The 25,282-nt window shown below is 62.2% G+C and carries 21 protein-coding genes and 1 pseudogene; 5 read left to right on the plus strand and 17 right to left on the minus strand.

Going from position 1 to position 25,282, the window contains the following annotated elements; translation table 11 throughout:
- Positions 1-20: 20 nt before the first annotated feature.
- The 7 genes from ubiB to M0D67_RS08260 all read right to left on the minus strand — a co-directional run bounded on the left by ubiB (position 21) and on the right by M0D67_RS08260 (position 9,324).
- Positions 21-1,598 (minus strand): ubiquinone biosynthesis regulatory protein kinase UbiB, encoded by a 1,578-nt coding sequence (gene ubiB / locus M0D67_RS08230; RefSeq protein ID WP_171926267.1) that lies wholly within the window; start codon positions 1,596-1,598, stop codon positions 21-23.
- A gap of 15 nt (positions 1,599-1,613) precedes the next feature.
- Positions 1,614-2,258, minus strand: coding sequence for an SCP2 domain-containing protein (locus M0D67_RS08235; RefSeq protein WP_171926266.1), 645 nt, complete (start codon positions 2,256-2,258; stop codon positions 1,614-1,616).
- Between the two features lie 153 nt (positions 2,259-2,411).
- A complete protein-coding gene (locus M0D67_RS08240) occupies positions 2,412-3,404 on the minus strand; it encodes a Tim44 domain-containing protein (protein ID WP_171926265.1) in 993 nt (330 codons plus the stop codon).
- A gap of 38 nt (positions 3,405-3,442) precedes the next feature.
- A complete protein-coding gene (gene ubiE, locus M0D67_RS08245) occupies positions 3,443-4,174 on the minus strand; it encodes a bifunctional demethylmenaquinone methyltransferase/2-methoxy-6-polyprenyl-1,4-benzoquinol methylase UbiE (protein ID WP_153137354.1) in 732 nt (243 codons plus the stop codon).
- Positions 4,175-4,241: 67 nt separating this feature from the next.
- The gene (locus M0D67_RS08250; protein WP_171926264.1) at positions 4,242-4,655 is read right to left on the minus strand and encodes a gamma-butyrobetaine hydroxylase-like domain-containing protein; all 414 of its coding nucleotides are present in this window, start codon (positions 4,653-4,655) and stop codon (positions 4,242-4,244) included.
- Between the two features lie 111 nt (positions 4,656-4,766).
- A complete protein-coding gene (locus M0D67_RS08255) occupies positions 4,767-5,195 on the minus strand; it encodes an HIT family protein (protein WP_171926263.1) in 429 nt (142 codons plus the stop codon).
- A 34-nt stretch (positions 5,196-5,229) separates the two neighbouring features.
- Positions 5,230-9,324: a DUF3683 domain-containing protein gene (locus M0D67_RS08260; protein WP_266238503.1), complete on the minus strand. Its 4,095-nt coding sequence runs from the start codon at positions 9,322-9,324 to the stop codon at positions 5,230-5,232.
- A 515-nt stretch (positions 9,325-9,839) separates the two neighbouring features.
- On the opposite strand from M0D67_RS08260, the gene ilvA reads away from it, so the two are divergent.
- From ilvA to queF, 3 genes are read left to right on the plus strand one after another with little or no spacing between them, the layout of a single operon-like run.
- Positions 9,840-11,363 (plus strand): threonine ammonia-lyase, biosynthetic, encoded by a 1,524-nt coding sequence (ilvA, locus tag M0D67_RS08265; RefSeq protein WP_266238505.1) that lies wholly within the window; start codon positions 9,840-9,842, stop codon positions 11,361-11,363.
- Positions 11,364-11,386: 23 nt separating this feature from the next.
- Positions 11,387-12,289, plus strand: a complete 903-nt coding sequence (locus M0D67_RS08270; protein WP_154565585.1) for a 5'-nucleotidase — start codon at positions 11,387-11,389, stop codon at positions 12,287-12,289.
- Positions 12,286-13,110 (plus strand): NADPH-dependent 7-cyano-7-deazaguanine reductase QueF, encoded by an 825-nt coding sequence (gene queF, locus M0D67_RS08275; RefSeq protein WP_054037665.1) that lies wholly within the window; start codon positions 12,286-12,288, stop codon positions 13,108-13,110. The genes M0D67_RS08270 and queF overlap by 4 nt, the downstream gene beginning before the upstream one ends.
- A gap of 186 nt (positions 13,111-13,296) precedes the next feature.
- Here queF and M0D67_RS08280 read toward each other — a convergent pair whose 3' ends face one another.
- From M0D67_RS08280 to M0D67_RS08290, 3 genes are all read right to left on the minus strand, one after another.
- Positions 13,297-13,683 (minus strand): RidA family protein, encoded by a 387-nt coding sequence (locus M0D67_RS08280; protein ID WP_154565592.1) that lies wholly within the window; start codon positions 13,681-13,683, stop codon positions 13,297-13,299.
- Between the two features lie 80 nt (positions 13,684-13,763).
- Positions 13,764-15,245: an amidohydrolase family protein gene (locus M0D67_RS08285; protein WP_154565584.1), complete on the minus strand. Its 1,482-nt coding sequence runs from the start codon at positions 15,243-15,245 to the stop codon at positions 13,764-13,766.
- 3 nt (positions 15,246-15,248) lie between these two features.
- Positions 15,249-16,139 (minus strand): MurR/RpiR family transcriptional regulator, encoded by an 891-nt coding sequence (locus M0D67_RS08290; RefSeq protein ID WP_154565583.1) that lies wholly within the window; start codon positions 16,137-16,139, stop codon positions 15,249-15,251.
- Between the two features lie 146 nt (positions 16,140-16,285).
- On the opposite strand from M0D67_RS08290, the gene M0D67_RS08295 reads away from it, so the two are divergent.
- The gene (locus tag M0D67_RS08295; protein ID WP_154565582.1) at positions 16,286-17,563 is read left to right on the plus strand and encodes an amino acid deaminase; all 1,278 of its coding nucleotides are present in this window, start codon (positions 16,286-16,288) and stop codon (positions 17,561-17,563) included.
- A gap of 69 nt (positions 17,564-17,632) precedes the next feature.
- Here the strand turns inward: M0D67_RS08295 and M0D67_RS08300 are convergent, their stop codons facing one another.
- Positions 17,633-18,130: a MarR family winged helix-turn-helix transcriptional regulator gene (locus tag M0D67_RS08300; RefSeq protein ID WP_154565581.1), complete on the minus strand. Its 498-nt coding sequence runs from the start codon at positions 18,128-18,130 to the stop codon at positions 17,633-17,635.
- A gap of 31 nt (positions 18,131-18,161) precedes the next feature.
- Positions 18,162-19,757: an MDR family MFS transporter gene (locus M0D67_RS08305; protein WP_154565591.1), complete on the minus strand. Its 1,596-nt coding sequence runs from the start codon at positions 19,755-19,757 to the stop codon at positions 18,162-18,164.
- 141 nt (positions 19,758-19,898) lie between these two features.
- Between M0D67_RS08305 and M0D67_RS08310 the strand changes: the two genes are divergently transcribed.
- Complete coding sequence (locus M0D67_RS08310; protein WP_154565590.1) at positions 19,899-20,741, plus strand: EcsC family protein; 843 nt, start codon at positions 19,899-19,901, stop codon at positions 20,739-20,741.
- Here the strand turns inward: M0D67_RS08310 and M0D67_RS08315 are convergent.
- The 5 genes and pseudogenes from M0D67_RS08315 to M0D67_RS08335 all read right to left on the minus strand — a co-directional run bounded on the left by M0D67_RS08315 (position 20,711) and on the right by M0D67_RS08335 (position 25,215).
- Positions 20,711-21,685, minus strand: a complete 975-nt coding sequence (locus tag M0D67_RS08315; protein WP_154565580.1) for an alpha/beta hydrolase — start codon at positions 21,683-21,685, stop codon at positions 20,711-20,713. The genes M0D67_RS08310 and M0D67_RS08315 overlap by 31 nt on opposite strands.
- Positions 21,686-21,812: 127 nt before the next feature.
- Entirely contained in the window at positions 21,813-22,247 is a 435-nt protein-coding gene (locus M0D67_RS08320) for a CHRD domain-containing protein (RefSeq protein ID WP_097391266.1), read from the minus strand.
- 387 nt (positions 22,248-22,634) lie between these two features.
- Positions 22,635-23,177, minus strand: a pseudogene (locus M0D67_RS08325) (histidine kinase); the annotation flags it as partial.
- Positions 23,178-23,314: 137 nt separating this feature from the next.
- A complete protein-coding gene (locus M0D67_RS08330; RefSeq protein ID WP_233465045.1) occupies positions 23,315-23,527 on the minus strand; it encodes a response regulator in 213 nt (70 codons plus the stop codon).
- Positions 23,528-23,886: 359 nt separating this feature from the next.
- Entirely contained in the window at positions 23,887-25,215 is a 1,329-nt protein-coding gene (locus tag M0D67_RS08335; RefSeq protein WP_154565579.1) for an MFS transporter, read from the minus strand.
- Positions 25,216-25,282: the final 67 nt, after the last annotated feature.

Here is a 25,282-nt window from a genome sequence, read left to right on the forward strand (position 1 = left end):
CGTAGGAATCAGGTTCGGGATCACCCGCCGTAGGCGAACGCCAGAAACGCCCGTGCCAGCACCGCGCCGACACCCACCGCCACGCCGAATAGCAGCAAGCCTTGCAGCAGCCGGTTGGTACGCTTCTGCTCGAGCAGAATCTGGCGAATCATGTCGTCGTTCACGCCGCGCGTGTGGTCGTGACGCTGAGCCAGCACGTGATGAATCAGGCGCGGCAACTGCGGCAGTGTCTTGCTCCACTGCGGGGCTTCGATCTTCAGCCGCTCGTACCAGCCGCGTAGACCGATCTGCTCGTTCATCCAGCGTTCGAGATAGGGTTTGGCGGTCTTCCACAAGTCCAGCTCAGGATCGAGCGAACGGCCGAGCCCTTCCACGTTCAGCATGGTTTTTTGCAGCAGCACCAGTTGCGGCTGGATTTCCACGTTGAAGCGGCGCGAAGTCGAGAACAGGCGCATCAGCACCTGGCCGAGCGAAATATCCTTCAACGCGCGGTCGAAATAGGGCTCGCAAACTGCGCGGATCGCGCTTTCCAGTTCCTCGACCCGAGTCGTAGGCGGTACCCAGCCGGACTCCAGATGCAGCGTGGCGACACGGTGGTAGTCACGCTTGAAGAAAGCGAGGAAGTTCTGCGCGAGGTAGTTCTTATCGAAGTCCGACAGTGCGCCGATGATGCCGAAGTCGAGCGCGATATAGCGGCCGAAGTGCGCCGGATCGAGGCTCACCTGAATGTTGCCCGGGTGCATATCGGCGTGGAAAAAACCATCGCGGAACACCTGGGTGAAGAAAATCTCGACGCCTTCGCGCGCCAGTTTCGGAATATCGACGCCGGCCGCGCGCAGCGTCTCCACCTGGCTGATCGGCACGCCGACCATGCGCTCCATCACCAGCACGGTGGGCGTGCAGAACTCCCAGTACATTTCCGGCACCAGCAGCAGATCGAGCCCGGCGAAGTTGCGGCGCAGCTGGCTGCCGTTCGCCGCCTCCCGCATCAGATCGAGTTCGTCGTGCAGATACTTGTCGAATTCAGCGACCACCTCGCGCGGCTTCAGGCGCTTGCCGTCGGCCCATAAACGCTCGGCCCAGACGGCGATGTCGCGCAGCAAGGCCAGGTCGGAATCGATCACCGGCAACATGTTCGGCCGCAGCACCTTCACGGCGACCGACTTGCCCGCGTGCTGCCCTGCTTTCACCTTGGCAAAGTGAACCTGCGCGATCGACGCGCTCGCCACCGGCACCCGCTCGAAATCGTCGAACAGCACGTCGACCGGTGCGCCGAGCGACTTCTCGACCAGCCCGATCGCCACCGCCGAATCGAACGGCGGCACTTGATCCTGCAGCTTGGCCAGCTCATTGGCAATATCGACCGGCAGCAGATCGCGCCGCGTGGACAGCACCTGGCCGAACTTGACGAAGATCGGCCCGAGGCTTTCGAGCGCGAGCCGCAAACGCACACCCGGAGGTGCTTCGAACTTGCGGCCGATGGTAGTGATACGTAGCAGCAGACGCACACGCCGGTCGTTGACGCGGCTGAGCATCATCTCGTCGAGACCGAATCGAATGACCGTGAAGAAAATCTTGAGGAAACGCAGAAAACGCATAGTTGTGCCCGATGACTAGCGCGTGCCGCGCAACGTGGCGGCGCCGCCCGGCGCATCTGCGCCGCGGGCTTCGACCTTCTGTTCAAGACGCTCGATGCGCTTTTCCACGCGCGCCAAAGCATCGCGGGCGCGGGCCAGTTCGACGTTGAAGTCTTCCAACGCGGCGCGGCGCACCAGTTGCGGGTTTTCGTCGAGCAGATACTCGGCGGCAGTGTCGAGCAGATTGCGCCCGGTACGCCGCGCATGTTCGCCGACTGTGCGCACGACCGACGCGACCCGCCATGCCGGACCGTCGCCGATCAGCTTCGCCAGATCCTCTTCGGGCTCCCAGCGCAGATGCTCGGCGAGCTTGGCGATCACGGTCGCAAACTCGGCGTCGCCTTCGATCTTCACGTGCTTCATCACGGCGGCCTGGCCGCCTTGCATGAAGGCAGGCAGCGCATCGGACGGCACCGAGATGGTCACATCGAACTGTTGCGCATCGGTTTCGTCGACCGCGCCGAGGTAGCCGTCGGGTTGCACCAGCAGCATCAGCACGACTGGCGGACAGGACAGTCTGGCGGTCTTGCCCGCGTAAGGGGCGAGGCGCTCGCGAGCCCACGATTCGCGGGCGAGCAGATGATTGACAGCAGCAGCGAAGGGCTTGGCGGCGAGGGTCATTGAAAGTGGCAAGAAAAAACCCGCGCGGGCGAGGTGCCCGCGCGGGTTCCTATTGTAACGTCCGTTCGCTTCGCGGCTTGCTATGCCGAACGGCCAATGCTTTGTGCAAAATCAGGGCAAGCAGGGCTGTCCCGGCCCTGCCCCGCTGCTGGCTCAGTGCTGCGCCACCTGCTGAATGCCGGCCAGCAGCCAGCCTTCGCCAGGGCGGTTCGCCTTCGTCAGGTTCCAGACCTCGACGAACGGCTCTGCCGCGGCACCCGCCGATTCGCGGATCAAACCGGAGAAGCGCACGCTGGCGAAGTATTCGGTTGCACGTTCTTCAACGCCCAGCAGCTCCGCGTTCAGTTGCACCACGTCGGTCTGATTGGACTCGGCACCGCGCGAGTTCAGATCGACCTTCACTTCGGCGAACATTTCCGGCGTGGTGAATTCGCGGATGTCTTCCGTGTTGCCGACGTCCCACGCAGCTTGCAGGCGCACGAAGTACACCTTCGCGTTGCGCAGGAACGCTTCCGAATCGAAGCCGGCCGGCACGGCCGGGGCAGCGTTGATCGACGGCGTAGTCAGCGGGTTGCCTTGCGGTTCGAGGTACGAGCCGGTGGGCGGAGCGTTGTAACGCGGCTCCTGCGTATAGCCGGTGCCGCCCGCATTCAGCGACGGTGCGCCACCCGCGTACGACGGTTGCGACGTATCGCGCTTACGACCCATGAAGCGGCGGATCAGCCAGATGCCGATCATCGCGATGACCGCGATCACGATGATGTTGGCCATAGCGCCGGCGAACGCGCCGCCCAGACCGAAGTGCGACAGCAGCGCCGCGATACCAAGACCAGCCGCAAGACCGGCGATCGGCCCAAGCCAGCGCGAGCGATTAGGCGTTGCGGCGGGAGTCGGCGCGGGCGCCGGTGCCGGCTGCGCGCGCTGCTGCATGGCCTGATTGCTTTGGGAAGGTTGCGACGGGGTCGACTGTTGCTGAACCGTGTTCGACTGACGGCCAATGCTACGGCCGCCGCCCATGCGGCGGGCTTCCGCATCGAGCGAGGCGAGAGAGCCGGCCATGATTAGACCGACCATCGCGATCAGTCCGATTCTTCTCACCAATGACCTCGTAACCTTACGGGGAGATAACACACCTGAATCGGACATTTTCGTACTTTCCTTTAAAAATCGATGGGTTAGGAACCCTAGTATTTGGTCCCCACATGTAAAGCTACCACGCCAGCTGACAAATTGTAATATTTGACGCCGTCCAGGCCCGCTTGTTCCATCATTGTTTTTAAAGTTTCCTGATCCGGATGCATCCGGATCGATTCCGCGAGGTAGCGGTAGCTCTCGGCGTCTTTCGCAAAGCGGTCGCCGAGCCACGGCAACACTTTAAAAGAATAGACGTCGTAGACCTTTTTTAGCGGATCCCACACCTTCGAGAACTCCAGCACCAGCAGACGGCCTGCCGGCTTCAACACCCGCCGCATCTCGGCGAGCGCCACATCCTTGTGCGTCATGTTGCGCAAGCCGAATGCCACCGTCACTACGTCGAAGTAATTGTCCGGAAAGGGAATTTTCTCGGCATCGCACAGCAGCGCCGGCGTGATCACGCCCTTGTCCAGCAGGCGATCGCGGCCCACGCGCAGCATCGACTCGTTGATGTCGGTGTGCCAGACTTCCCCGGTTTCACCCGCCTGTTTGGCGAACGCCTTCGACAGATCGCCCGTGCCGCCCGCGATATCAAGCACCTTGAAGCCCGGCCGGACGTTGGCCTGGGCGATCGTGAACATCTTCCACGCCCGGTGCAACCCGCCCGACATCAGGTCGTTCATCAAGTCGTAGTTGGAGGCGACCGAGTGGAACACGCCCGCCACCTTCTGCGCTTTTTCCTGTTCGTCGACCGATTGAAAGCCGAAGTGGGTTTTGCTCATCGCGCTCGTCCTTTCGCGTATTCTGAAATGTTGCGCCGCATCAGCGCGGCGACCAGGGCGAATCGTATCAGTGACAGTGCCCGTGCGCAGCACCGGCTGGCGCCATCGGGGCATCGCGGTCGACGCCGGCCGCTGCCAGTTTGGCGAGATAGTCGCGCCAGAGTTCATCCTGACGGACGGCCATGTCGTACAGCAGGTCCCAGGAATAGATGCCGGTGGCGTGTCCGTCGGAGAAAGTCGGCTGCACCGCATAGTTGCCGACGCCTTCGATCATGGTGATCGTGACGTCGCGTTTACCGGTTTGCAAAGTTTCCTGGCCGGGCCCGTGGCCCATCACTTCTGCCGACGGCGAATACACGCGCAGCAGTTCGAACGGCAGGCGATACGTTTCGCCGTTTGCGTACTGCAATTCGAGCACGCGCGATTTGGAATGCACGACCACGCCGGTCGGCACCGGGGTATCGGGAGTCAATCCACTCATGATGACCTCATAACAAAAAGCAGAGCAGCCCCAAGCTTTCCGCTCCGCAGGAGGTCCCTTGGGGGATTGGCCCGTCGGGGCACTGGCGCGAAGCGGCTGGTTCGGCGGCGCTCAGCCAAACGCCTGTTCGATTTCTTGCCGCACAGCTTCGCGCAGCAGGGTAGCTTGCGCACGGCGCGACGACAGCATGGCTTCGGACACCGTGCGTTGGCGCGGCGCCCAGATCGGCAGCGGGAAATGAGCGTCGTTCGAAAAACGCGGTATCACATGCCAATGCACGTGCGGCACCTGGTTGCCGAGGCTCGCCAGGTTGACCTTCACCGGCTGGAGAATGCGCCGGATCGCACGCTCGACCGCATACACGGCCCGCATCACGCGATCGCGGTCGGTCTCGGCGAGATCGGAAAACTCAGCGATATGCTTGTTCCAGATCACCCGGCAAAAGCCCGGGTAGTCGTGTTCGTCGGCGAGGACGACACGCAGGGTGTCGTCCTGCCACAGCACATCGCCGCCATCTTCACGGCAAAAAACGCAGTCCATCGTCGTCCTCAGGCAAAAATCGTCAGTCGTGCCATTAAACCAGCACGCGCTCGATACCGCCATTGTTCGCCCGCTGGACGTAATCCGCCATCCAGTCTTCGCCCAGCACGTGACGTGCCATTTCGACGACGATGTAGTCCGCCTCGGTGCCCGCATCTTCGTTGTAGCGCGACAGGCCTTGCAGGCAGGATGGGCAGCTCGTCAGGATCTTCACCTCCGTGGCGCCGTTCGGCTGCGGCCCGTCGCCCGCCTTGAGCACGGAGCCGTTCGGCGCACCCGCCGCGCCGGTCGACGCATTGGCCGCGTTGATCCCATTCGCCCCCACCTCAGCTACGAGAGGAATACCACGGAGCTTCGCTGCGCCCTTGCGCATTTCCTCTTCCTTGCGGAAACGGACTTGCGTCGAAATGTCCGGGCGCGTCACCGCGAGTGTGCCGGATTCGCCACAGCAGCGATCGTTCTTCTCGATCTTGTAGCCGTCGTTCTCCGACCCCATCAGCTGATTGACGAGCTTGACCGGGTCCATCGTCTTGATCGGGGAGTGGCACGGGTCGTGATACATGTAGCGCACGCCGTTCACGCCTTCGAGCTTGATCCCCTTCTCGAGCAGGAACTCGTGGATGTCGATGATCCGGCAGCCCGGGAAGATCTTCTCGAATTCGTAGCCGGCGAGCTGGTCGTAACACGTACCGCACGACACCACCACCGTCTTGATGTCGAGATAGTTCAGCGTATTCGCGACGCGGTGGAACAGCACACGGTTATCCGTGACGATCTGCTCGGCCTTGTCGAACTGGCCCGAGCCGCGCTGCGGGTAGCCGCAGCACAGGTAGCCCGGTGGCAGTACCGTTTGCACGCCCGCTTCCCACAGCATGGCTTGCGTGGCCAGACCGACTTGCGAGAACAGCCGCTCGGAGCCGCAGCCCGGGAAGTAGAACACCGCTTCAGTGTCGGCGGTGGTCGTCTTCGGATTGCGGATGATCGGGACGATCTTGTTGTCCTCGATATCGAGCAAGGCACGCGCTGTTTTCTTCGGCAGATTGCCCGGCATCTTCTTGTTCATGAAGTGGATCACCTGCTGCGTGACCGGCGGCTTGCCGACCGTCGCCGGCGGGTGCGCCGTCTGCTTCTTCGCGAACTTCTTCAGCACGTCGTTGCCGAGACGCTGCGCCTTGTAGCCGATGCCCATCATCGCGGTGCGCGCGAGGTTAATGGTCTGCGGGTTGGTGGCGTTCAGGAAGAACATGCCGGCCGCGTTGCCCGGATTGAACTTCTTCTTGCCCATCTTGCGAAGCAGGTTGCGCATGTTCATCGTCACGTCGCCGAAGTCGATCTTCACCGGGCACGGCGTCACGCATTTGTGACAGACGGTGCAGTGATCGGCGACGTCGTTGAACTCGTCCCAGTGCTTGATCGACACGCCGCGGCGGGTCTGCTCTTCGTACAGGAACGCCTCGACCAGCAAGGAGGTGGCGAGAATCTTGTTGCGCGGGCTGTACAGCAGGTTCGCGCGCGGCACGTGAGTCGCGCACACCGGCTTGCACTTGCCGCAACGCAAACAGTCCTTGATCGACTCGGAAATCGCGCCGATGTCGGACTGCTGCATGATCAGCGATTCGTAGCCCATCAGGCCGAAGCTCGGCGTGTAGGCGTTGCGCAGGTCGGCGCCTTCGAGCAGCTTGCCCGCGTTGAAGCGGCCATGCGGATCAACGCGCTGCTTGTACGCGCGGAATTCGCCGATCTCTTCCTCGGTCAGGAATTCGAGCTTCGTAATGCCGATGCCATGCTCGCCGGAAATCACGCCATCGAGCGAACGCGCCAGCTTCATGATGCGCGCAACCGCCGTGTGGGCGTCCTGCAGCATCTCGTAGTTGTCGGAGTTGACCGGCAGGTTCGTATGGACGTTGCCGTCGCCCGCGTGCATGTGCAGCGCGACGAACACGCGGCCACGCAGGACCTGCTTGTGGATCGCCTGGGCTTCTTCGAGGATTGGCTTGAATTCGCCGCCGTTGAAGATCTGACGCAACTCGGCCCGGATCTCCGCCTTCCACGACACGCGCACCGTACGGTCTTGCGTGATATGGAACACGGTCGCATCCGGCTGCGCGTCGGCGCGATCGGCAAACTTCTCCGCCAGCCCTTCGTAGCCGAGGCCGACCAGATAGTGCTGCGCCTCGCGCAAGGACAGATCGAGCTTGTCGCGCAGGAATTCCCAGCGCGTGCGCACCTTCTTCAGCATATCGAGCGCCTGCTGCACGCGATCTTCGAGCAACTCCGCGCTCGGGATCTCGTTGGCGTCGTCGCTCTTGCCGAGCGGCAGCTTGCCGCCTTTGAAGAACGCTTCGAGCGCGTCGACCAGTTGCAGCTTGTTTTTTATCGACAGCTCGATATTGATGCGTTCGATGCCGTCGGTGTACTCGCCCATCCGGTTGAGCGGGATCACCACGTCTTCGTTGATCTTGAACGCGTTGGTGTGCTTGGCAATCGCGGCGGTACGGCTGCGGTCGAGCCAGAAACGCTTGCGTGCTTCGGCGTTGACGGCGACGAAACCTTCGCCGCTCTTGCCGTTGGCCATGCGCACGACTTCCGAGGTCGCTTGCGCCACCGCGTCCGCATCGTCGCCGACGATGTCGCCGATCAGCACCATCTTCGGAAACGCGTTGCGCTTGCTCTTGGTCGCATAACCGACCGCGCGCAGATAGCGCTCGTCCAGATGCTCGAGGCCGGCGAGAATCGCGCCGCCCTGCTTCGACGTTTCGAACAGATAGTCTTTGATCTCGACGATGCTCGGAATCGCTTCACGGGCCTGACCGAAGAACTCGAGGCAGACCGTGCGCGTATGCGCCGGCATCTTGTGCAGCACCCAGCGCGCCGACGTGATCAGGCCGTCGCAGCCTTCCTTCTGCACGCCCGGCAGACCGGCCAGGAATTTGTCGGTCACGTCCTTGCCGAGACCTTCCTTACGGAATACGCGGCCCTTGATGTTGAGCGCTTCCGTGCGCAGCAGTTTTTCGCCCGGCGCGTGGTTGCCGTCGAACCACTTCAGCTCGAAACGCGCGACTTCGATGTCGTGAATCTTGCCGAGGTTGTGGTCCAGACGCGTGACTTCGAGCCAGTTCCCTTCCGGGTCGACCATGCGCCACCAGGCGAGGTTGTCGAGCGCCGTGCCCCACAACACCGCTTTCTTGCCGCCCGCGTTCATCGCGACGTTGCCGCCGACGCAGGATGCATCCAGCGAAGTCGGATCGACGGCGAACACGAAGCCGGCCTGCTCGGCCGCTTCGGTCACGCGGCGGGTGACCACGCCCGCACCAGAGAAAATCGTCGCCACCTTGCGCTCGACGCCCGGCAGTTCGGTCATCTCGACCGCGCCAAGTTGTTCGAGCTTTTCGGTGTTGATGACGGCCGAGAACGGCGTGAGCGGCACCGCGCCGCCTGTGTAGCCCGTGCCGCCTCCGCGCGGGATCACCGTCAGACCGAGCTCGAAACATGCCTTGATCATGCCGGCGATCTCGGCCTCGGTATCCGGCGTCAGCACGACGAACGGGTACTCGACGCGCCAGTCGGTCGCGTCGGTCACGTGCGAGACGCGGGACAAGCCGTCGAACTTGATGTTGTCTTTTTCCGTGACGCGGCCCAACACCTTGGTCGCGCGACGGCGCAGATCGAAGGTCTTCTGGAATTCGCTCTCGAAATCGTCGACAGCGCGGCGTGCAGCGGCCACCAGTGTTTCAACGCGGGCGGCCCGATCGATGCCCGCTTCATCGCCGTGCTGGACCAGATCGGCGCGACGGCGCTTCTCGATCTCGCTCAGACGGTGATGCAGCGCCTCGATCAGCAGCGCGCGGCGCTTCGGATTGTCGAGCAGGTCGTCTTGCAGGTAAGGATTGCGGCGTACGACCCAGATGTCGCCGAGCACTTCGTACAGCATCCGTGCCGAGCGGCCGGTGCGGCGTTCCGCGCGCAGTTCGGCCAGGGCCGCCCAGGCTTCGTCGCCGAGCAGACGGATAACGATTTCGCGGTCGGAAAACGACGTGTAGTTATAGGGAATTTCGCGCAGACGCGCTTCGGGATCGGCGGCCACCGCAGTGGCGGCCCCGTGCGGATCGAAAACTTGAGGTGCGTTCATGTTCGGACGACTCGGTGGGTCAACCGGGCGCGCTCATCTCTGTGAGGCGTCGGCGGACGGTGCGCGTGGAGCGCAATGCTGGAAATCTTCTAGGGGAGCGAAGCGCAACCGACGGCCTACCCACATCGGTCGCTTCACGGCGCTCAGAGACTGCTACACGATCGCGCGTGGCGGACGTGACGCTCCGCCGCGGGGCAAGACTCACGCGGGACGGGCATCAAGTGGGCGATCCGAGGCTGCCAGTGCATCTTCCGATCCTTATTCCAAAATGGAATTCTACCCCATGATCCAGCCACGCGTTGGCGCCTGAAATCAGGGTTGTGGCAGGACTTTTGGCGTTTTTGTGCTGAACGGCGCTCGTCAACGCATACGGACGATTCTCCGACCGGACGGTCGGGTTGGACTTTGCCGCCGGCGCGCCGGGATACGTGGAAGGTTCACAGAGGGCCAGCGTGCACACCGTTGGCGCTATCATTGACCCTTTCCCGTCTCGCAAAGCGCACCGCGCCCCCCGCATGGCTTCCCACGACTACCTGAAGAAAACCCTGACCGCGCGCGTCTACGACGTGGCCCGCGAGACCGAACTCGAACGCGCGCCGAATCTGTCGGCACGGCTGCGTAATCCGGTTTATCTGAAGCGTGAGGACAACCAGCCGGTGTTCTCATTCAAGGTGCGCGGCGCGTACAACAAGATGGCGCATATTCCGGCGGATGCGCTGGAACGGGGTGTCATTACCGCGTCGGCGGGCAATCATGCGCAGGGCGTCGCGTTGTCGGCGGCCCGCATGGGGGTGAAGGCGATCATCGTGGTGCCCGTGACGACCCCGCAGGTGAAGGTCGATGCGGTACGCGCACATGGCGGGGCGACCGTCGAAGTCGTGCAGTTCGGCGAGTCCTATAGCGATGCGTACGGTCACGCGGTGAAGCTGCAGGAAGAACGCGGCCTGACGTTTGTCCACCCGTTCGACGATCCGTACGTGATCGCCGGCCAGGGCACGGTCGCAATGGAGATTCTCAGCCAGCATCAGGGCCCGATCCACGCGATCTTCGTGCCGATCGGCGGCGGTGGACTCGCGGCAGGTGTGGCTGCGTACGTGAAATCGGTGCGCCCGGAGATCAAGGTGATCGGCGTACAGACCGACGACTCGTGTGCGATGGCGGCTTCCTTAAAAGCAGGCGAACGGGTGACGTTGAATGAAGTGGGCCTGTTCTCGGATGGCACGGCCGTGAAGCTCGTGGGTGAAGAAACCTTCCGCCTGTGCCGCGAATATCTCGACGACGTGCTGCTCGTGAACACCGATGCACTGTGCGCCGCGATCAAGGACGTGTTCCAGGACACCCGCAGCGTGCTGGAGCCGGCCGGCGCACTGGCCGTGGCGGGTGCCAAACAGTATGCCGAGCGCGAAGGCATCGAGGACCAGACGCTGATTGCGATCACGTCCGGCGCGAACATGAACTTCGACCGCATGCGTTTCGTGGCGGAGCGCGCCGAAGTCGGCGAAGCGCGTGAAGCGGTGTTCGCCGTGACGATTCCGGAAGAGCGCGGCAGTTTCCGCCGCTTCTGCGAACTGGTGGGGACGCGCAGCGTCACCGAGTTCAACTACCGCATTGCGGACGCGAATTCAGCCCATATCTTCGTCGGTGTGCAGATCCGCAATCGCAGCGAATCCGCGCAGATCGCGGGCGCATTTGAAGCGCATGGTTTTGCCACCGTCGATCTGACTTTCGATGAACTGTCAAAGCAGCACATCCGTTATATGGTCGGCGGCCGTTCGCCGCTGGCCCACGACGAACGCCTGTTCCGCTTCGAGTTTCCGGAGCGTCCGGGCGCGCTGATGAAGTTCTTGTCGTCGATGGCGCCGAACTGGAATATCAGCCTGTTCCACTATCGCAACCAGGGCGCGGACTACAGTTCGATTCTGGTCGGCATCCAGGTGCCGGTAAGCGAGAACAGCGAGTTCGACCGCTTTATCACGACGCTTGGTTACCCGTGCTGGGAAGAGACGCAGAATCCCGTGTACCGATTGTTTCTCGCTTGATCTTATTGGACTAAAACGCGCAGATGGCTCTTTCGCTTGTCGACAAACTGGTGGTGGCAATCTCGTCGCGCGCGCTGTTCGACTTCGAGGAAGAGAACTGCGTGTACGAGAAGGGCAACCTGCAAGCGTATGAAGCATTGCAGCGTGAGCGGCTAGCTGTGCCCGCCAAACCGGGTGTCGCGTTCCCGCTGATCCGCAAGCTGCTGGCCTTGAATGCCGGTGGCCATCGGGTCGAAGTGGTGATCCTGTCGCGCAGCGATCCGATCAGTGGATTGCGCGCATTTCATTCGTGCAGGGAGTATGGGCTGGCGATCGAGCGTGGCGTGTTCACACGTGGGCGCGCGCCATTTGGTTATCTGAAACCGTTGAACGCCTCGCTGTTTTTGTCTGCGAATCAGGACGACGTGCGCGATGCATTGGCTGCCGGATTTCCGGCCGCGCGCGTCTTGCCCGAATCGGCGAAAATGGCGAGCAAGTACCCGGACGAGATCCGGATTGCCTTCGACGGCGACGCCGTGCTGTTTTCCGACGAAGCCGAGCGTATCTTTCAGAAAGATGGCTTGCGGGCATTCGTCGGCCATGAGATTCACAACAAGGATTTGCCGCTTGCGGATGGGCCTTTGAAGCCGTTGCTCGAAGCGCTGCACCGCCTGCAGAAACTCGCGGACGAAGCCGCACCGATGCATATTCGTACGGCATTGGTGACGGCACGCTCGGCCCCCGCGCATGAGCGCGCGATTCGCACATTGATGGCGTGGAACATCGAAATCGACGAAGCGATGTTCCTCGGCGGCCTCGACAAGAGCGCGTTTTTGCGCGAGTTCGAGCCGGACTTTTTCTTCGACGACCAAATTGGCCACTGCGAATCGGCCCGCGTCGTGACGGCGACGGGGCACGTGCTGAGTGGCATCGTGAACGCATCATGACACCCGAACAATCACCGCTGGGTAAGGCATCCACTTACACCGAACAATATGACGCTTCGCTGCTCTTCCCGATTGCCCGAAAGAATGCGCGCGAGGCGATTGGGATTGGCGCGCAGTTGCCGTTTTTCGGCACGGACATCTGGAACGCTTACGAGCTTTCCTGGCTGAACGCGCGCGGCAAGCCGCAGATTGCGGTGGCGACTTTCTTTGTGCCGGCTGATTCGCCGAACATTGTCGAGTCGAAGTCGTTCAAGCTTTATCTGGGGTCATTTGCGCAGACGGCTTTCGAGTCGATGGAAGTTGTGCGCGACACGATCAAACGGGATGTTTCCGCTTCATGCGGCGCGACGGTGTCTGTTCATCTGGCGGCGCCCTATGAGTTCGGCAAATTGCAGATGGAAGAGTTTGACGGGTTGTCGCTGGACCGGCTCGATCTCGATACCGATGTTTATCATCCTGATGCTTCGTTGCTGAAGGCTGCGTTTGACGAGTCGCCTGTTGAGGAGACGTTGGTTTCCAACCTGCTTAAGTCGAATTGTCCCGTGACGGGGCAGCCTGATTGGGGCAGTGTGCAGATTCATTATGTTGGGCCGCAGATCGATCATGCGGGCTTGCTGAGGTACATCATTTCCTATCGGAATCACACTGGGTTTCATGAGCAGTGCGTCGAGAGGATTTTTATCGATGTGCTTAAGGCCTGCCGGCCGGTGAAGCTTGCTGTTTATGCGCGGTATACCCGCCGCGGCGGGCTGGATATTAATCCGTTCCGGACGAATTTTAATTTGCCTATGCCGGATAATTTGCGGTTAGCGCGGCAATAAGGGGGCGTGGTTTTTTTGCCTGCGCGGCGCTTGTTGTCAGTGTTCTTAGGGCGTTGGCCTTTCCTTGAAATGTTAGTGGTCTATTAACAATTCAAGGAAAGGCCAAAGCCCCAGGCACACAGACAAACAAGCGCCGAGCAGGCAACCAAACCCCAAATCAGCGCCTGCGGCAAACAAAAAAGACCATCAAGCCGAAGGCTTCTTATACGCCACGCAATCAACCTCAACCCGACAATCAATCACCATCGAAGAAACCACACACGCCCGCGCCGGCGGATTCTCCCCAAAGTACTCCCGAAACACCTTATTGAACGAAGCAAAGTCACGCGGATCATCAAGCCACACACCACAGCGGACAACATGCTCCGCCCCATACCCAGCTTCCTTCAGAATACCGAAAACATTCTGAATCGCCTTGTGCGATTGCTCAACAATGCCACCATTGATCACCTCACCATTTTCCATCGGCGTCTGCCCGGAAACGAACAACCAGCCATCCGCTTCGACCGCCCGAGCAAAGGGCATATGTTGACCACCCGTACCCTTGCCACCTTCAACACCATATCGCTTCATCATCCAACTCCTTAAAAAGTCAGGCACGCGGCGCGAGCAACGCCACAACCGCTTGTCACATCAATCAGAAAACAAAAAAATCAAAACGCGCCGTGCGCATCACCCTTCGACGCCGCACCACGCGCCACAAAATGCCCTGCCCGTTCGCCGGTCACCGCGCCATCGCGATACGCCAACACGCCGTTCACCCACACAGCATCAATTCCATCGGCCGCCTGTTGCGGCTTCTCGAACGTCGCCGCGTCGCGCACTTTGGCCGGATCAAACAACACCAGATCCGCGTGATAACCGATGTGCACCTCGCCGCGCTGCGCCAAACCAAACCGGCGCGCAGACAAGCTGGTCATCTTGCGCACCGCCTCTTCAAGCGGCAGCAAACCGGCGTCACGTACGTAGTGCCCAAGCACGCGCGGAAACGCGCCCCACAACCGCGGATGCGGCAACGGATCGTTCGGCAATCCATCCGAGCCAACCATCGTCGCGGGATGCGACAGAATGCGCCGCACGTCGTCCTCGGACATGTTGTGATACACCGCGCCCGCCGGCTGCAAACGCTTGCCGGCCTCCTGCTGCGTGACGCCCCACTCGGCGGCAATCTCCCTGATCAGCTTGCCCGCCATCTCGGGATGCGGCTCGGACCACGTGATCGTGATGTCGATGTCGCCCGTCACCTGCTTCACGTCGAGCGTCGACGAACTGCGGTTATACGGATAGCAATCGCAACCGATCGGCTGCAAACGACGCGCGCCTTCCAGCGACTTCAGCACCTCTTCGCTACGCCCCCAATTCGACGGCCCCGCGCACTTCAGATGCGAAATCACCACCGGCACATGCGCGTGACGGCCCACCCGATACGCTTCGTCCATCGCGTCGAGAATCGCGTCGAACTCGGTGCGCATATGCGTCGTGTAAAGCGCGCCGGCGGCGGCGAGCGGCTCGGCCAGCGCCATCACTTCTTCAGTCGGCGCAGAGAAGGCGGAGCCATAGGCAAGCCCCGAACTCAGACCCAATGCCCCGTTCGACAACGCCTCTTCCAGTTGCGCGCGCATTCCGTCGATTTCCTTCGCGGTCGCCGCGCGGTCGAGCCGGTCCATCTGATTGCTGCGCAATGCCGTGTGCCCAATCAGCGCGCCGACATTCACTGCCGGACGCGCGGCGTTCACCGCTTCGACGTACGCAGCGAAAGTCGGGTACTGGAACGCATCGCGCTCGCCAAGCAGATTCATCGGATCAGGCGGATCGCCCTTCAGCGATACCGGCGACGCACTGATCCCGCAATTGCCGACGATCACCGTCGTCACGCCCTGCGTGATCTTCGGCAGCATTTGCGGCGACCGGATCACGTGCGTGTCGTCATGCGTATGAACGTCGATGAAGCCGGGCGCCAGCGCGCGGCCGTTCGCCTCAATCACCTCTTCGGCGAGCCAGTTCGACAGGTTGCCGATCGCGGCGATGCGGCCGTCGCGGATCGCGACGTCGCGTTCTACCGGCGGCGCGCCCGTGCCGTCGTACAGTTGCGCGCCGACGATCAGCGTATCGGCGGCTTCGGGATGCGAATGCATGGATCAGTCTCCTAACGGTTGTCGGTCGCCGCCGCCACGGTGCGCGTCGAGCGCGTGCTTCATGCGGCGCAGCAATTCGCGGCTCTCGTCACCCTGACTCACGGCAAGTTCAGTGACGAGCACATCGAGCGCCATCATCATCGCGTAACGCGACGACGACGGTTTGTAAATGAAATCGGTTTCAAAGGCGACGATCGGGATTACCCAATCGGCCAGTTTGGCCAACGGCGAAGCCGGCGCGGTCAGAGCGATCACGGTCGCCCCGTAGCTGCGCGCGATCTTGCAGTTCTCGACCATCTCGGGCACACGACCGGTGGTGGACAACGCGATCACTACGCACTCGCGCGACACGGTGCTCGCCACCATGCGCTGCAACAGGCCGTCCTGATAGGTCGCAACCGGCCGGCCGAGGCGCACGAGCCTGAAGCGCATTTCGTCGGCAAGCGCGGTCGAGCCGCCGCCCATGCCGAAAACGTAGATCATCCGAGCGGCGCGCAACGCGGCTGCGGCTTCGGCTAAAGGCGCCTGACGAAGAAGTTGGTGGTTATGTGCTAGCGCCGTTTGCAGTTCGTCGAATACGCGGGTGGCGATCGGCTCGGGCGCGTCGGTGGGTCCGCTCGCCTGCAGGAAGCGCTGACCGACAGCGGCCGCCTGCGCGAGCCGCAGCTTCAACTCCCGCACGTCGCGGCAACCGACCGCCTTGGCAAAGCGCGTCACGGTCGCGACACTCACCTCCGCCTGCTGGGCGAGCGCGCCAATGCTGGCGCGCGATGCGCCGGTCAGATCGTCGAGAATCAGCGCCGCTACCTTCCGTTCGGCCGAACGCAGTTCCGGCGCGCATTCGGCGATGCGCGCGACGATATCGAAGGCCAGCGGTTCGGCGGTCAGGTTCATTGCAGGCTGTGGGGTGTCTCGCGAACGCTTACAAAGCGCTTCGGGAAAACTATGGTACTAAATAACATTCCTCCAACCATCGTACTTTCGGTAACATGGTAAAGTCAACTTTGATTCGATTTAACTGGACGATGGAGCAGGGAGACATGAAAGTTACAAACTATCAGGGCGCAACGATTGATCCTTATAGCAAGGGCTTGGGCATGGTTCCGGGCACCAGCATCCAACTCATGGATGCCGCGCGCCTCGAGTGGAACCTGCTGAACGAAGACGTGAGCCTGCCTGCCGCCGTGCTGTACGCGGATCGTGTGGAACACAACCTGAAGTGGATGCAGGCATTCGTCGCAGAATACGGCGTCAAGCTGGCGCCGCACGGCAAAACCACCATGGCGCCGCAACTGTTTCGCCGTCAGCTCGAAACCGGCGCATGGGGCATCACGCTCGCCACCGCGCATCAGGTGCGCGCGGCGTATCACGGCGGTGTTTCGCGGATCCTGATGGCCAACCAACTGGTCGGCCGCCGCAACATGATGATGATCGCCGAATTGCTGAGCGACCCTGATTTCGAGTTCTTCTGCCTCGTCGATTCGGTCGAAGGCGTCGAGCAACTGGGCCAGTTTTTTACGTCGGTACGCAAGCCGCTGCAAGTATTGCTCGAACTCGGCGTGCCGGGTGGCCGCACCGGCGTGCGCGACGAAGCGCAGCGCAACGCGGTGCTTGAAGCAATCGCGCGCTATCCGGATGTGTTGAAGCTGGCGGGCGTCGAGTTGTATGAAGGTGTGCTGAAAGAAGAACACGAAGTGCGCGAGTTCCTGCAGAGCGCGGTCGCTGTGACGCGCGCACTCGTTGAGGAAGGACGATTTGCCCGCACGCCGGCCGTTCTGTCAGGCGCCGGCTCGGCCTGGTACGACGTGGTCGCGGAAGAATTCGTGAAGGCCTCGGAGACCGGCAAGGTTGAAGTCGTGTTGCGGCCCGGCTGCTATCTGACGCATGACGTCGGCGTGTATCGCAAGGCGCAGACGGACATCTTCGCGCGCAATCCGGTCGCGAAGAAAATGGGCGAAGGCTTGCTGCCGGCGCTGCAACTGTGGGCATATGTGCAGTCGATTCCGGAACCGGATCGCGCGATCATCGGCCTCGGCAAGCGCGATTCTGCTTTCGACGCAGGCATGCCGGAGCCGTCGCGCCACTATCGTCCGGGCACCGAAGCGCCACGCGATATCGCGGCGAGCGAAGGCTGGGAGATTTTTGGCTTGATGGATCAGCACGCGTATCTGCGGATTCCCGCGGGCGCCGATCTGAAGGTAGGCGACATGATCGCGTTCGACATCTCGCATCCGTGCCTGACGTTCGACAAGTGGCGTCAGGTGCTGGTGGTCGATCCGTCGTATCGCGTCACGGAAGTGATCGAAACGTTCTTCTGATCGTGATAGAACCGGCGCGTTTCACCGTGAGGTGGCGCGCCGTTTGTTGCAGTTGAGTCGGGCTTAAGCCTAGCGAGCCGGGCCGGCCTCCGCCGTGTCGGACACCTGGGCAGCCGACGCGGCTGCCGCGCCAGTCGTAGCAGCCACTTCGCCGATCCGCACTTCCAGCATCTTCAACGCCCCCGACAACGCGCTCAGCGCTTCGTCCGGCAACGCCGCCATCGTGTCGTGCAAAAAAGCATTGCGGCGCGGCAGGCTGGCTTCGGTCGCCGACCGTCCCGCTTCGGTCAAACGCACATTGGTCACGCGGTTGTCGTGCGTATCCATGCTGCGAGCAATCCAGCCTAAACCCTCCAGCGTTTTCAGCTGCCGAGTCAGCGCGCCCGGATCGACGCGCAAGCGCTCGACCAGCCGCTTCTGCGAAGATTCGCCGGCCTGCTCGTGCAGCGCAAGCAGAATGCGCCAGCGCGGCAACGGATGGCCCACGTGGGCTTCGAACGCCGACATGAACGCCCGATAAGTGCGGCCGAATTGTTGCATGACGGCGACGCGGTCCTGTTCTTCCATGATCTGTCAGTAAAACGGTAAGGCGAAAAAATCAGTCCGCGTGAATCACCGGCTCGAGCTTGCGCTGGAGCTTGACCGGCGGCACACGGCGGCTTTGCCACACGGACACCACGGCGATGATCGCCGCGAGCGCGAGACCCAGATGAATTGCTGAAACGAGCGCCTCGCGTGCACTCTCAAGCAGCATCGCGCCGTTGTGACCCGCATGCGTCAACTCGCCGAGCAAGGTGGTTTGCGCATCGCGATTGATGAGGATTTGCGGGTCGCCGAGATCGGCAAACCACTGCGACGCGTGATCGTTTTCCAGCGCGCTGCGCACGCCGCTCGCGTACATATGGCTGATCAGCGTGCCGGTCAGCGCCGTGCCGATCATCCCGCCGATCATCCGCAGCGACTGCAGCAGCGCGGTAGCGATACCGAGGTGTTCGCGGCCCGCAGTCTGCTGCGCGAAGATCGTCAGATTCGGCATCACGAAACCGAGGCCGAGGCCGCCGAGCACCATGAACGACATCAGCAGCCATTGCGGCATGGCACGCGTCGCGACGACCACGCCGAGACACGACAGCGCCACCAGCGCAAAGCCGACGTACAGCATCAGATTCGGATTGCGTACACGCGAGACGATACGTCCGTTGGCGATACTGCCGATCGTGATGAATACGACGAGCGGCGTAATGACGAGCCCCGCCTCTTTCGGTGACATCCCGAAACCACCTTGAAATAGCAACGGTGCGTAGAACAGCAACGAGAACATCGTGAAACCGCCCAGCACGGCGAGCGTGAAGAGCGCGGCCAGACTGCGATTACGAAACATATCCACCGGCAGAATCGCCGTCGGGCAGCGCTTTTCCCACTGCCACAAGCCGTATGCCGAGGCGACGCTCAGTGCAAGCAGCGCGAAGGCGCTCAAGGTGACGCCGTGCTTCGGCAACAACTCGACGAACAACTGCAGCGAGCCAAGAGCCACTGCGATCAACAACGCACCCGGCCAATCGAGCCGCATCTTGCCTTCGTGCTCGATGTGCCGCAGGTGCGGCAGGAAGCGCCAGACGAAAAATAGCGACAGCAAGCCGACCGGCAGATTCACATAGAACACTGAGCGCCAGCCGTAGTACTGCGTGAGAAAACCGCCGAGCGACGGCCCCACCGCGTTCGCAATCCCGAACGCCGAACTCATCAGCACCTGCCAGCGCAGTCGCACGACCGAGTCGGGAAATAGATCAGGAATGCACGCGAAGGCTGTGCCGACCAGCATGCCGCCGCCGATGCCCTGCAAGCCGCGCGCGAGCACGAGGAACAGCATGTTGTTGGCAGCGCCGCAGAGCACCGAAGCAGCAGTGAATACGACGATCGATGCGATCACAAATGGCTTGCGCCCGTAGTAATCGCCGAGGCGGCCGAAGATCGGCACGGTGATCACCGAGGTCAGCAAATACAACGTGCCGACCCACGCGTAGAGCTCGAAACCCTTCAGCTCCGCGACGATCGTGGGCAACGCGGTGCCGACCACGGTCTGGTCTAGTGCGACCAGCATCGAAACGAAGGAAACGCCGAGCATCGCCAGCAGCGACTCACGGAACGGTAAAACTTGCCCACTCGAGTGGTGGGCCGCGGTATGGACAGCCATTTTTTGATGGGGCAACAGTTGACTCGTCAAACGATTTGGAATCATACCATGAGGTGATGCTCTAAGCTGGAACGCGCCGGTGCGGCTCACCGCATCGGCAATCGACTGAAGAATGGACAATACATGACGCCAGGGAGGCACATGGAGCCGAGTTCGCTCGCAGCACAATCCTTATCGGACGACGACCTGAGCGCGCTGCGACGCGCGAAACACGAACTGGAGAGCCCCGCGCTGGCGATGAAACTGGCGAGCATCGTCGGCTCGCCGCTCGAGAAGCTGCTCGCGCGCATGCCGGCTTTTGCCAACGAAAAGGTCACGGATGCGACGGAACTGGCATTGCGCAAGTGCCTCTCGATCGCGCTGCGCACGCTGGGGCGGCAGGCTGGCGCCTCGCCCCTCGTGGTGCCCGACAAGCCGAGCAACCTGCTGCACAAGTTCGCCGTGGCGACCACCGGCGCGGCCGGCGGCGCATTCGGTCTGTTCGCGCTGCCAGTGGAGTTGCCGGTCACGACCACGCTGATGTTTCGCTCGATCTGCGACATCGCGCGCAGCGAGGGCGAGGATCTGTCGTCGATCGACACGCAACTGCAATGCCTGACGGTGCTCGGCATGGGCGGCACCTCGAAAGCCGACGACGACGCCGACTTCGGCTACTTCATCATGCGCGGTGCGCTGGCACAGGCGGTATCGAAGGCTTCATCCGAAATCGCGACGAAAGGCTTCACCGCGCATGGCTCGGCGGCCTTGTTACGCTTACTCAACACGATTGCCGCGCGCTTTTCGGTGCAGGTGAGCGAGCAGATCGCCGCCAAGTCGATTCCGGCGATCGGGGCGGTGCTTGGCGCGATGGTCAATACGGTATTCATCGACCACTTCCAGCAGGTCGCGCACGGCCACTTCACCGTGCGGCGGCTGGAGCGGCAATACGGCCAGGAAACGGTCGAAGCCGCCTATCAGGCGATCGACGTCACCCTGGCTGGCTGAGCGGCCGTGTCACGCCCGCTCGTTGCACTCGTCACGCGCCGCACGAAGGCCGCGGCGCGGTCGAGCGCGCGGCCGCCCTCCGGGATGAACGGCGTGAACAAGGGCCAGACGTGCGGCATCTTCTTCCACACCTCAAGTTCGCAATCGACGCCCGCCGCGCGCGCCTTGTCGGCAACGCGTTGCGAGTCGTCTAGCAATACCTCGGTGCTGCCCGCCATGATGAAGAGCGGCGGCAAGCCGTTCAGGTCGGCATAGACCGGCGAAGCGTAGGGATGCGTGGCGGGCGTGTCGCCGAGATAAACCTGCGCGGCCCGCGCGATCGCGGGACCGCTGAACATCGGATCGAGACCGTCGTTGGTGCGAATGGTGGCGCCGGCAGCCGCCAGATCGGTCCACGGCGAGAACAGCAGGCAGCCTGCCGGTAGCGGATCGCCGGCGTCGCGCAAGGCGACTACGGTAGCGAGTGCAAGGCCGCCGCCCGCTGAATCCCCCGCGATCACAATCGACTCGGGCGGCGTGCCGTCCGCGACCAACTGACGATAGGCCGCGGTTGCATCGTCGAGCGCGGCCGGGAAGCGATGCTCGGGCGCGAGACGGTAGTCGAGGGAAAAGATCGGTGCGTTCGCACGCGTGGCGAGGTCGAATACGAGCGAGCGATGCGTACGCGGCGAACAGAAATAGTAGCCACCACCGTGGCAATACAGCACGATCGGGCCGCTCCCGGAAGTGGACACGCCGTCAGCCGGCTCGATCCACTCACCCTGCAGTGGCCAATTGTCCGGCCCGTACGATTCGCGCAGACGCCAACCGCCCGGCACACGCGGCGACCAGGCGCGCTTGGCCGTCAGCGCACGCGCCTTCTCGACATTGATACTCGGCTTGAGGGTCTGCGGTCGAAACTGCTTACGCAGATACCAGCACGCGAGTGCACTTTGCCAGCTCATCAGGACACGCTCCTTCGATAGTGTCCCACATGGTACGTGCAGTCGCCGCCGCGCCGGTGGACGGCGGCTTCTAATCCCGAAAAGGCGCCCGCGCCACCGGGCAAGGTTTTCCTCGTTTTCCTCTGGCCTAGTTCGCCGGCAAAACCTGTCCGCGAATCTCGCCCGTCGGATTCTGCTCAGTATGGACGTTGAAGTACCACTGTCCCGCCATCAGGTCCGTCACCTGCTGTTCGGTGAGCGCCGCCGATCCTTTGATCGGGCTCGCGAGCGCGTCCTTCCCGATCGGCACCTGGACCTTGGCGTTCTGCCCGACCGGCGCAGGACCGTGGAAGTGCGCGGCGGTTGCCGGACCACTCAGCCCTTCATAGGTGATCGTCCATTGCAGGGACTTGGTCGACGTATCGAACGTGGCGTTCAACATGCCGTGCCCGTGACTCACGCGCGGCGGCACTTCGCTCGACGGCTCGAGATCGGCCTTCAACGCCACCGTATCCGCAAAGGCGACGCCCGACGCCAATGCCCACACCACCACAGCAAGATTCAGTTTTCGAAGCGCAATCATGGTCTTCTCCGGACTTTGATGCACCGCCGCACCGACATTTCGGTCACGCGCAGAGCCACCACATACTAGTGCAAATCCGTTGTAGCTGTTTGCGTCGGGGTCAAATGACATCGCGGCGATCTGCGCGACGCCTTCTTCGATATTTACAAACAGTTAATTGCGCAATTTGTACTGAATCTTTTGCGTCATCCCGACTATGCTTCCGGTTGCGAGAAGTGACTCCTTCATCGAGGGATGTCTCCAAATCTTTAACGCGGCTTCGGCCGCGTTTTTTTTCGTCCTCTCGATTCGACGCGTGGATTTACTCACGAGCGCGCGCCAATGCGATCGCCCAAGCGAGGCGCTACAGCCTCGCTTCCGTGCGGTGCGGTGCGGTGCGAAGCAGCGTCACGCAAGTAATGCAGCCTGCTCCTCGATTCCATCGAGCATCGCATTGCACTTGCGCGCCAATGCCAGCCCGTCGCTGCGCAAGCGTTCCGGCGTCTTGACGGTGATATCCCGGCGGTAGTCTTCCAACGCGTTGAGCAGCGGCGGGTATTGCAACACGCTCGCCGCGCCTGCCACGCGATGATGCCACTCGCGCAGACGCTCGACCTCGATGCGTTCGAGTAGCGGCGACAATGCCTGCACGTCTTCGCGCACCGATGAAACGAATGAATCGAGCAACGCCTTAACGGTCGATTCGCTCCCCCACAACTGCGTCATGTGACTCAGGTCGACCGGGACAAATGGCTCTGCGCCGCCATGCGCATCCGGCCCGGAAACCGGCGGTGCGTTGACCGCTTCAGCAGGAGCAGCTTGCCATGCGCTGTCAGTGCCGAACCAACGGCTCAGGTACTCGCGTAGCGTAGCAAGTCGCGTCGGCTTGACGAGGCAGTCGTCCATGCCGGCGTCACGACATAGCTTCAGGTCCTCCGGCGCGGTGTTCGCGGCAGATCGATTGGCCACGCACGAACATTCTTATAACTTCTGCCTTTCTGGGGGACAATCGCGATACAGGCGGCAACTCGCTCGCGTCGTCTCGAGGCTGGGCAAGCGCTTCGATGATGGAGCGGCCGACGTACACCTCACCCCTCCTGCTCGCCTCTATCGCTTGCTTCCGGCATCGTCAGGTCGGTGACGAGCACATCGCATGGCGTGCTCTCCAACAGCGTGATCAATGAAGTGGGCGTAGCCGCTTCGCCGACAATGGCGACACCGGCGCGCATTTCCAGCGCGGCCCGAACGCCAAGCAGAACGAAAGGATGATCGTCCGCAAGAATGACTCGAACGTTCGTCATGATTTGTCTCCGTTGTTGTAGGCATACTCAGCAAACGTATAGGGAAATACCGCTCGCTTCACGCGTGCTCTAATGGCCCAGTGGCGTTGGATGCCACACTAGGGGCGGCCATGAAACCACTGCTACAAACCGGAGAAAATCGGAGCGCTCTGAAACCCGCCAACAATTTGATAGTCCATTGCGAAACTATCAAAGCAGGAATGCGCAATTATGCAAATCGAATATGCGAGAATTTTTCCGTCGCTGTTTGTTTGCTTCTGAAAAGCACTGCAGCGACGAGAGCGCGCGCCGCCGCTCTCGTCGCGTGAAAAATAACGAATTTGACCAGCAGCATGACGCCACCGGCCACCATTACTTCATCATGTGGCATCACAAGCGCGTGCCGCCGTCAGCTTGCTAACGCGAGCAGTGCGCGGAAATACCGGTAACGCGATCAAGGCGCATGCACTGGCTACCGCCCACACCATCGGCCACGAACCCACCGACAACAGCAGCGGAATCGCGAGCGGCGTCAGGAACAACGTGAGAAAGACGCAGGTATTGCCGATCGCGAGTGCGGTGCCTGCACGGCTCGTCCCCGCGAGTGTCGCGAGTTCCGTGAAGGCAACGCCGTGCCATGCGGATGCGCTTATGCCGCCCAGCACGATCATCAGCGCGACCACCGCTGTCATCGCCGTATGGTGCATCCCGGCCAGACCCGTCACCAGCGCGAGCGAGGCGAACAGCACCGCGGTCAGCACGCTGCAGGCGCGCATGTAAGCACGTCGATTGCCGCGCCGGTCGGTCCACGCACCGCTCCAGACCCGCGCAATCGCAGCGCCCGTTTGCACGGCCGCCATCGTCAAACTGATCGCCAGCACACCGGCGCGGCCGAAGTCGTGCAGGAAGACGGTCCCGAATGTCACGATGGCAATCTGCGGCACACACAACGCGCCGGCGCCGAGCGCCACGCGCCAGATGCCGATGTCGCGTAACGGCGAAACCTTCACCGGCACCGCACCTGCACCTGCTCCGGCAACCGCAGCGTTGCGAGCCGGACCCACACCGTTCCCTTCGACGTGCGAAGGCTCGTGCAACCACCACCATGCGAACACCGCAGTAATCGCGCACGCAAGGCCCAGCACGGTGTACGCGCTGGCAAAGCCGAATCGCGAGGCAAGCGCCGGCAAGATCAGCGCGCCCAGGCCTCCACCGGCCGGCACCGCAGTCTGCCGAATGCTCATCGCGAGGCCGCGCTCACCTTCGCGAAACCAGGCCATCACCGCACGGCCACTCGAACCGTTGACGCTGCCGCCGAGTAGGCCGACCAGCAACAAGCCGAGCGCGAGCGTCGCCACGCCCGGCACATGCGAGCCGGACGGCACCGCGAACAACGCCAGCCCGGCTAGCGCCGCGGCAGTCGAAAGAAGCCCCAGCAACAGCACGCGGCGATCACCCCAACGATCGGTCAGGAGTCCCCATGGCAACTCGCTGACCGCGATGCCCAAACCGAGCATGCCGAGCACCAGCCCCAGCCCGTCGTTGCCGAGGTGATAGCCCGAACGCAAAAACACGGCCGTGGTCGGAATCCCTGAGAAAGCGGCCGAAAAGCTCGCGTTCGCCGCAAAGCCGACTCCCAGCACTTTCCACCGATGGCTCGCCGTACGCTCACCCGGCACCCGCACGGCGGCAATCGAATCGTTTCCCATGACAGCCTCTGCAATGAATGAATTGGAGGTATCCTACGGCTGGGCAATCCATCGGAAAAGCCGGAAA

The organism is Paraburkholderia sp. SECH4 (genome assembly GCF_030511745.1).
GTDB lineage: Bacteria > Pseudomonadota > Gammaproteobacteria > Burkholderiales > Burkholderiaceae > Paraburkholderia > Paraburkholderia madseniana.